The 8,584-nt window shown below is 65.8% G+C and carries 8 protein-coding genes; 5 read left to right on the forward strand and 3 right to left on the reverse strand.

The annotated features are described in order from the left end of the window. Both JSV65_09000 and JSV65_09005 read right to left on the reverse strand, forming a co-directional pair. Positions 1 to 576 (reverse strand): hypothetical protein (locus JSV65_09000; GenBank protein ID UCH36473.1); only part of this gene is annotated, 576 nt, incomplete at its 3' end. Positions 577 to 633: 57 nt separating this feature from the next. Then, positions 634 to 1,605: a sugar-binding protein gene (locus JSV65_09005; protein ID UCH36474.1), complete on the reverse strand. Its 972-nt coding sequence runs from the start codon at positions 1,603 to 1,605 to the stop codon at positions 634 to 636. 294 nt (positions 1,606 to 1,899) lie between these two features. On the opposite strand from JSV65_09005, the gene JSV65_09010 reads away from it, so the two are divergent. The 5 genes from JSV65_09010 to JSV65_09030 all read left to right on the forward strand — a co-directional run bounded on the left by JSV65_09010 (position 1,900) and on the right by JSV65_09030 (position 7,339). Next, positions 1,900 to 2,097 carry a hypothetical protein gene (locus JSV65_09010; GenBank protein ID UCH36732.1) on the forward strand — a complete coding sequence of 66 codons (198 nt, stop codon included), beginning with the start codon at positions 1,900 to 1,902 and terminating at the stop codon, positions 2,095 to 2,097. Continuing rightward, a complete protein-coding gene (locus JSV65_09015) occupies positions 2,090 to 3,475 on the forward strand; it encodes an SAM-dependent methyltransferase (protein ID UCH36475.1) in 1,386 nt (461 codons plus the stop codon). The genes JSV65_09010 and JSV65_09015 overlap by 8 nt, the downstream gene beginning before the upstream one ends. Then, positions 3,472 to 5,091, forward strand: a complete 1,620-nt coding sequence (locus tag JSV65_09020; GenBank protein UCH36476.1) for a hypothetical protein — start codon at positions 3,472 to 3,474, stop codon at positions 5,089 to 5,091. The genes JSV65_09015 and JSV65_09020 overlap by 4 nt, the downstream gene beginning before the upstream one ends. A 37-nt stretch (positions 5,092 to 5,128) precedes the next feature. Continuing rightward, positions 5,129 to 6,235 carry a hypothetical protein gene (locus JSV65_09025; GenBank protein ID UCH36477.1) on the forward strand — a complete coding sequence of 369 codons (1,107 nt, stop codon included), beginning with the start codon at positions 5,129 to 5,131 and terminating at the stop codon, positions 6,233 to 6,235. 168 nt (positions 6,236 to 6,403) lie between these two features. Next, positions 6,404 to 7,339 carry a hypothetical protein gene (locus JSV65_09030; protein UCH36478.1) on the forward strand — a complete coding sequence of 312 codons (936 nt, stop codon included), beginning with the start codon at positions 6,404 to 6,406 and terminating at the stop codon, positions 7,337 to 7,339. Between the two features lie 45 nt (positions 7,340 to 7,384). On the opposite strand, the gene JSV65_09035 is transcribed toward JSV65_09030, so the two are convergent. Next, positions 7,385 to 8,386 (reverse strand): hypothetical protein, encoded by a 1,002-nt coding sequence (locus tag JSV65_09035; protein UCH36479.1) that lies wholly within the window; start codon positions 8,384 to 8,386, stop codon positions 7,385 to 7,387. Positions 8,387 to 8,584: the final 198 nt, after the last annotated feature.

Raw genomic sequence — 8,584 nt, forward strand, 5'->3', positions numbered from 1 at the left:
ATGCTCGATCACCATGCGGCAGGCCCGTGGCGGGCCATCGGGCCAGTAGCTGCGGAGAGCGGTATTGGTGAGCTTGAGCGTGTTCGGCCGCTCGGGCCTGAGCGCGTCGGAGATATCAACGAGATACCAACAGCCTTGCTCGCGGTTATCGAGAACGCGCGGATCGGCCTGGGAGGCGTCGGGTGAGAAGAAGACGAGCAGGCAGTCGAGGTTGGAGCGCGTCTGCACCACCGGCACCTTGGTTTCGCCGCGGTATGCCGCCCTGACAAATCGAGGCCAGTTGAGCACGCGCCATTCGCCTGCTTGCGTGAGCGGCCCGACGGGAACGCCGTTCGCCTCGAGAGCGAAGTATTGGTTCCATCCCGCCGGTTCCTCGCTGTGCAGGCGGACGGCGAAGCGCAGGCACAGCGCCGCGTTCTCGCGCGCCGGGATCGCGGGCAGGTCGAGTGAGGCGGATTCGGGCTGTTCCCCGATCGGTATCTCGATCGTCTGTGGTGCGTGCCAGACGGCATCGAGTGGGATCTCCGCCGCCGGCACAATGGCTGCCAGCGAGCACACCAACAGGGGAATGAGCACGGGCGTCCTCCTCGTCCGGAAGCCGGGGCGTGCGGTTTGCGCCGTGCGACGCGGGCCCTACTTCCGTCCCACCTGCTCCTTGAGCTTGGCCCAGAACTCGTCCACGTTGTCCCGAGTGATGACTTCGACGCCGGTGTCTATGACCTTGCTCTCGGGAATGCCGGCGTCCTCGCCGCGCGCGAGCGCCGCCAGCATCTTCACGGACTGGTAGCCGAACTCATACGGCTTCTGCACCACGGTGGCTTGTATCACGCCGTCCTTCACCGCCTGCAGCGTGGAAGAGTCTTCGTCGAAGCAGACGACCTTGACCTTGCCCTGCTTGCCGGCGGCGCGCACCGCCTCGGCAATCGCGGGGCCGTTGTACGACCACAGGCCGACGAGCGCGGCGATGTCGCGGTGCTTGATGAGTGTATCCTCGACATTGGCCTTGGCTTTGGCGTGATCGGTATTGTCGGTGAGGGTGCCGAGGATCTCGATCCGGCTGCCCCTGACCGCGTCGGCGACGCCCTGGTTGCGGTTGCGGGCGTTCTCGGCGTCGAGCGTTCCGACGAACACCATCACCTTGCCGCCGTCGGGCAACGCCTCCAGCAATTCCTTGCCTGCGGCGACGCCGGCCTGGTAGTTGTTGGTGCCGATGTAGCACAGGCGGTCGCTGTCCGGAGCGTCCGAGTCATGGGTGATGAGGTTGACCTTCGCGGCGGCCTCGTTGAGCATGTCCGTCTGATTGGCGGGATCGACGGGAGAGATGGCGATGCCGGATAGGCCCTTGACGATGAGGTCCTCGACGATGGCCTTCTGCTCCGTCGCGGTGCCCTGTGCCGGCATGCGGAACTCGCAGTCGGCGCCGAAGTCCTGTTCCGCCTGCTTGACGCCCGCCTTGGCGATGAGCCAGAAGTCCGACACGTTGTTGGTGACGAAGGCCACCGTGGGGCGCTGCATGGGGGATGCCGGCATGCGCCCATGCCTGCTGCACGAGCAGAGGGACACACACACAACCGCTAATACCGCTATGACAAGGAGCCGTCTCACGTCAGCCACACCTCCCGGGTCGTGAATCGGGCGGCGCTCCGTCCGCGCCGTGAACCAATCGCTGCTTCTGCGCGCGGCTTTCACAGTCCTTGCTGCGAACGGGCGCCGCAGTGGCAAGCGTGCCGGCTTGACCAAGGCGCGCACGGCAGGAAGTGACGGCGGAACGCAGAAGGCCTGCTAATGAAGGACCGCTGTCGGCGGCGCTGGGTCAGCGACATTGGGCGAGCGCGCCCCCTGTGCCGCATGCAGGATAGTCAGATGCACCTCGCGCGATGGTCGGCACCGGCGATTGTCATCTTCACGTGCGCCTTCTTCGTGTGCCCCGCTGAGCGCGCGCACGCATACATTGACCCGGGCACCGGGAGCTACCTGCTACAATTCCTGATCGGCGCAGTCTTCGCATCGCTGTTTGTCCTCAGAACGTTCTGGGGCAGGGTCAAGACCTCCCTGGCGCGCGCCTTCGGAAGGCCGCAGGATCCGGCCGATGAATGAGCGAGACGTTCCGAGTTCGTTTCGCGATCCAAGCGGCGCGGTGTTCTCGCGGGACGGCGAACTCTACCGGCGCGTCAACATTGCTTATCGGGATCATTACGACCACCTGGTCAACTCGGGGCTCTACGACGCCCTCGTCAATGCCGACCTCCTTGTGCCCCATCGGGAAGTGGACCTGGAAGTGGCTGCGGCCGATGAGGTCTATCGGACCATCAAGCCCGAGCCGATCGGATTCATCTCCTACCCCTACGAATGGTGCTTCAGCCAGTTGCAGGACGCGGCGCTCGCCACGCTCAAGATTCAGGAACTGGCGCTGCAACACGGCATGTGCCTCAAGGATGCCAGCACGTACAACATTCAGTTCAGAAAAGGCAAGCCGATCCTGATTGACACGCTGTCATTCGAGAAGTACGAGCCGGGCCGGCCGTGGGTCGCGTACCGGCAGTTCTGCCAGCACTTCCTGGCGCCGCTGGCGCTGATGGCGTGTACCGATGTCCGGCTCAGTCAACTGTTGCGCATCTACATAGACGGGGTGCCGCTGGACTTGGCGAGCGCGCTGCTGCCGTGGCGGACGCGGCTGAGCCCCTTGCTGTCAGTCCATCTGCACGTGCACGCCCGGATGCAGAGCAGGTTCGGCGACAAGGCGATTGACGCGACCCGACGTGGGTTGAGCCCCGCCGGCATGCGTGGCCTCGTGGACGCGCTGCGGACCTCGACCCGGCGGCTTACGTGGAAGCCCGAAGGAACGGTATGGGCCGACTACTACGAGGACACGAGCTACGCGGCGGATGCGAGCGAGGACAAGCGCCGGCTAATCAGTGAGTTCGTGGAGGCTGCCGCGCCCAGGACAGTGTGGGATCTCGGCGCGAACGTGGGCCTGTACAGCCGGATCGCCAGCGACAAGGGCGTCCCTACCGTGGCCTTCGATATGGACCCCGCCGCTGTGGAGAGGAACTACCTCCAGTGTCGCCGGAGCGAGGAGACCAACCTTCTGCCGCTGGTGCTCGACCTGACCAACCCGAGTTCCGGCATCGGCTGGGCGAACGAGGAGCGCCTGTCGCTGGCGGCGCGCGGGCCGGCTGACCTGGTGCTGGCGCTGGCTCTCGTTCATCACCTCGCGATCGCGAACAACGTCCCGTTCGCGATGATGGCCCGGTTCTTCCATGCCATAACCCGGTGGCTGGTAATCGAGTTCGTTCCCAAGGACGACCCGCAGGTGCAGCGACTGCTGCGTTCGCGCGAGGACGTCTTCGCGGATTACGACCAAGGCGCGTTCGAGCGCGAGTTCGCCGAACACTTCACAATCAACTCGTGCCAGCCAATCGCAGCATCGCCGAGGACGCTCTACCTAATGCGTCGGCGGGAGGGCTCGGCGTGAGGAAGCCCCTCGTCGTGCACCCGCTGCTGTTCGCGCTAGTGCCGATCCTGTTCCTTTACTCCCATAATATGAGCGAGCTGTACCTCGCGCAACTCGCGCTGCCCCTCGTCATCGCCGGGCTGTGCTCGCTGCTGCTGTGGGTTGTGCTGAGCCTGATTCTGCGCGACACGGTGCGCGCGGGCGTCCTCAACTCGCTGTTCTGGCTGTGGTTCCTGTCTTTCGGGCACCTTCATGGCCTGGTGGAGCCATCGCCTGTCGCGGATCTCGGCTCGGCGAGGACCGCGGTCTTCGTCGGGGCATACGCGACGGTGTTGCTTGTTGCCGCGGGCTTCTTACTCGTGCGGCAGCGCGGCTTGCGCGGTCTGTCATCCGCGCTGAATGTGATGGCGGTGGTGCTGGTCGCGTGGCAGGTGCTGGTGGTGGGCGCGTACGAGGTCAAGCGCGCGCTTGCCTGCCGCAGAGTGCGCCAGGCCGACGTCGTCGAGCTCACGGGCTCCGCGGGAACGCGGGTCTTGCCGAATATATACTACATCATCCTGGACGGCTACGCGCGGGCGGACGTTCTGCGCGACATGTATCGCTATGACAATAGCGACTTCCTGCGGTATCTGACCCGCAAGGGGTTCCGCGTGGCGGAGAGAGGCAAGGCCAACTACTGTCAGACGATCCTGTCGCTTGCGTCTTCGCTGAATATGGAGTACCTCGATGGCGTGGCTGCGCGGGTCGGCGCCGACTCGAACGACCGACTGCCGCTGGCCGAGATGATTGCGGATAACCGCGTGTTCCGCTTTCTGCGGAAGCGCGGGTACCGCATCGTGGCATTCTCCTCCGAATACACCCCCGTGGACATCCGCTCGGCGGACATTCGCATCGGGGGCGTGCCCGGGCTGACGGAGTTTCAGAGCGCCATCCTCGACACCACGCCGCTGCCGGTGCTGCTCGGCGTCGGCGCGCGCCGGGCAATCACGCAGCCGCATCCGGAGAGGGTACTGTATGCGTTCGACCATCTGCCGGACACGACAAAGCTGGAGCCACCCATATTCGTCTTCGCGCACATCATGTGTCCACACGCCCCGTGCGTGTTCGATCGAGACGGTAGGATCATCCGAACTGCGGCGCGCTTTGACCGGCAGAACGGCGGCGACTTCGAGCGCGCCAGGCCGGAAGGGCCTGCGGCGTACGTCGAGCAGCTTCAATTCGTCAACCGCCGGACGGAGGCGATCGTGGAGGCGCTGCTCGCGAAAGGCGGCTGGCCGACTGCCGTCATCATCCAATCCGACCACGGGCCGGGCTCGTGGACGAACTGGAGCAGCGTTGAGAAGACGAACGTCAGGGAACGGCTCGGCGCACTGATCGCATGCTACTTGCCGGGCGGCGGCGACGTTCAAATGGATAACGGCCTGTCGTCGGCGAATGTGTTCAGGATGGTGCTCAACCGATACTTCGACGCCGGCCTCGATCTGTTGCCCAACGAGAGCTACTACTCGACGACGCGGCATCCCTATCGTTTCATTCGCGTAACGGATAAGGTGGACGTAAAGGGGCCGCGTGACGGGACCGTGACGCGCAGCGGATCATCTGAGGCGCAGGGAAGCGCGGTCGGTGAAGCGAACTGACCTGGTCGCGGGATGCCCGGACTAGGGAGACGACTGAATGACACGGAGAGAACTCAACCTTGCGATCTTCGAGGGCACGGCGGACCGGGTGCTGTGGCAGCCGCGCCTGGAGACGTGGATCAACCATCACATGAAGGAGGGGACGATGCCGGAGCGTTTCCGAGGGTTGGATTCGCTCGGCATCTATGACGCGCTGCGGTGCTCGGTTCGTTACGCGGCGACCGCCGGGCTGGAGCGCTACCTGCATCCCGACGACGTCCGGCGCACGGAGGAGCAGCAGGATGACGCTCTTATCCAGACCGTCGCCCTTCCCTCCGGCAGCCTGCGCACCGTCAACCGCGACATCTGGATCGATGGCGAATTGCGGAATCGGCGCATCGCGGAGTTCCCGGTCAAGCAGGTTGACGATCTGCGCGTGCTCACGGATCTCGTCGACCGCGAGCAGTTCCGCGCCAACCTCCAGGCGTTCGAGGAGGCGGCGGCCCGCGTCGGGCATCGCGCCGAGCCAACGGTGTTTCTCTCCAGCTCGGGGTTCACGGAGCTGATAAAGGCGTGGGCGGGCCTGCCCGGCACGTACTACCTGTTGTACGATCACCGCGAGGAAGTCGAGGCGTACCTGGAGGCGTGCGACCGGCGCGACCAGCGGATGATTGACGCGGCGCTGCAGCTGCCGTGTCGCATCTTCAACCTCGGCGACCACGCGACGAACGAGTTTACCCCGCCGCCGATACTGGAGCGCTACCTGATGCCGCGCTGGCAGTGGATCGGCAAGCGGCTCGGCGACGCGGGGCGATTCGTGCATACGCATTGGGACGGGCATTCGAGGTTGATGCTGCCGTATCTCAAGGACACCGGCCTGCACGGCGTCGAGGCGCTCACCCCCGTGCCGATGGGCGACATGACGCTGGAGCAGATCAAGGCGGCGGTCGGCGACCGGATGGTCGTGCTCGACCTGCTTCCCGCGATTCACTTCCTGCGCGAGTACTCGATGCAGGAAGTCCTCGATTTCGCCCGGCGGGTGATAGACATGTTTGCGCCGCGGCTTATCCTCGGGGTATCTGACGAGATCTCGCAGGTCGGGCAGATCGAGAAGATAGAAGCGATCACAGAGCTGGTGGACGAGGTGTGCGGGTTGGCGGAGTAGGGGTGCGCGCGGCGCGAGGCGGTTCGACGCTGTCGGGCATGAGGTGGGGCAGGAGCTTGCCTCCTGCCCCTAACAGAACGGATTCACGCGCGCCACAGCATGCCAGGGGAGGGCGCGCGTGCTCCATCGCAGCGCGCTCTCCACTTGCGAGGAATACGGAGACCAGATTTGAGCGACGAGATTCGAGTCGAACGACCCCAGAGGTACGAAGTGTTTCAGCGCGAGGCGAGCGCGGCGTCGGTGCCGGTCGCGATAACCGGCCTCACGGGCTCACAGGCGAGGGTCGCCGCCCTCGACGCCGCCGGGCGAGTACGTGCTCGCCGAGAGTTCGAGCCGGCGGGCGGCGTGATATCGGGCGAGATCGAGGTACGCGCAGGCGGCTGGTACACGCTGGCGGTCTCCCAGGGGCGCCGCCGGCAACAGTTGGTGCCGTTTGGCGTGGGCGACGTGTTCGTCATTGCCGGGCAGTCGAACGCGGCCGGGCACGGCGACGGCTTCATCGCGGATCGCAGCGGCCTGGTGTCCGTCATGACGGATGGGGGCGGCTGGGCCCTGGCGGACGAATCCGAGCGGATGCCGGGCGCGATGGGGGCCGGGAGCGCGTGGCCGATGCTCGGGGAGCTGCTCGCCCTGTCCGAGCGTGTGCCGGTCGGGTTCATCAACGTGGCGGTCGGCGGCGCCTCGAGCGAGCAGTGGCTGCCGGACGGCGACCTCTACCCCGCGCTGAAGCGCGCACTGAGCGGGCGGCGCGTCCGGGCGGTGCTGTGGCACCAGGGGGAGTCGGACGCGGTCAACGGATCGACGACAGAGCAAACCTATCAGAACATGGTGACGATTATCGAGCGGTCGCGCGCCGATGCAGGCTGGCGAGTGCCGTGGTACGTGGCACTCGCGAGCCACGTGCCGGGCTGTCCGCCGGAGCAGGAGCAGGCGGTGCGCGCGGCGCAGAGCACGCTGTTCAGAATGGGCGTGGCCCTCCCCGGGCCGGACACCGATACGTACGTGCCGGAGTCAATGCGCTACGACCAGGTTCACTTCGGGCAAGTCGGGCTGATGGTACACGCGATCCTGTGGTTTCGAGCGCTGCAGTTCGCTGGGCCGTGAGCGACGCGCGCATCGCTGCCGGCCTCGCGCCAGCGGCGCAGGCACTCAGAACCACAGCCGTCTGTAGAGGTGCCATTCGTTGCGCTCGGTCGTCCAGTCCGCGAGAAGCGCAACACCCTCGAACGCGGATCTGTCGGCGCGCGTGTCAGACAACCCTTCCCTGACGCCCTTCAGCGCGAGCAAGAGGTTCTCGGCGTGCGGGGAATGCGACCTTCCGCCCGCATGGTAGGTGGGTACACCGAGCAACACGTGACTGCCCGCGCCGCTCCGTGCAACACCTCGCGTGGCGCGCCGTGCCTGACTGCGCACGAGCGAAACGTAGCCGCGAGGCACCCTGATCCCTGTGTCGTAGCACATCACGGTGAGCTGATCGCACGTCCTCGCGACGCGCGCGAAGTAATCCTCGCTCCAGCCCCAGGGATAGAAGCGGGATGACAGCACCGGCGCGGCGACCGACAGCAGCTTATCCTTCGGCAGTGCGGCGCGGGTCTGGCGGAGGAGCTGCAGGAAGCCCTCATCCCCATCGGCGCAGACCTCGTAGTCCCACTGCACACCGTCGAACCCGCACTCGTTGACCAGCCAACCGGCCTCTTTGATCATGATGCGCCGCACGGGCTCGGCGGACAGGTTCACCACTTCCCCCACCCCACGCTCGTTCGCCACGGAGACCCAAGCGATGGACTTGACGGAGGGCGCCGTTTCGTGCAGGGCGGCCGTGAGGCGGCGAGCGGCGTCGGGATAACGGAACTCAAGCGTGCCCTTGGCCGTGATCGACCGGGTGTGAAAGTAGGCGTAGCGGATCTGCTCCTCGCGGAGTCTCCGCGCCAACCGACGCACCTCTGCGTCGGTGCGCCGACCGAAGTACCATGTATAGCGGAGGTAGAGGCCGTTCGATCCGCGGTTGAAGCTCCTGCCGCCCGGGCGCGCCCAGCGGGGATAGCCGTAGTAGTCGCAGGCGACCAGGAGGACAAGGCCCAATATGGCGAGGCCGAGCCATCGCCGCCACGGGCGCCGTCTTGTCAAGCGATATGACGTTCGATCCTGCATGCCAGGCCTTCTATCCGTTTGACCGAGACCGAATTGCATGCGCCATGGTTCGAGCGGCGCTCATGCCTGCGGCGGCGCGTGTTCGTGCCCTGCATGGCGGTGCCGGCTCTGCGCCCACCACTCCTCAAACCAGTCCGGCTGATGGTAGCGTTGGTTGAGGACATGGCGGACGAGGCCAAGGCCCCAGATGCCCCGCTG

The organism is Armatimonadota bacterium, assembly GCA_020354555.1.
Lineage (GTDB): Bacteria > Armatimonadota > Hebobacteria.

Coding starts and splice junctions, on each gene's coding strand:
- JSV65_09015 (UCH36475.1), top strand. CDS start 2,090: ATGAATGAGCGAGACGTTCCGAGTTCGTTTCGCGATCCAAGCGGCGCG.
- JSV65_09035 (UCH36479.1), bottom strand. CDS start 8,386: ATGCAGGATCGAACGTCATATCGCTTGACAAGACGGCGCCCGTGGCGG.
- JSV65_09025 (UCH36477.1), top strand. CDS start 5,129: ATGACACGGAGAGAACTCAACCTTGCGATCTTCGAGGGCACGGCGGAC.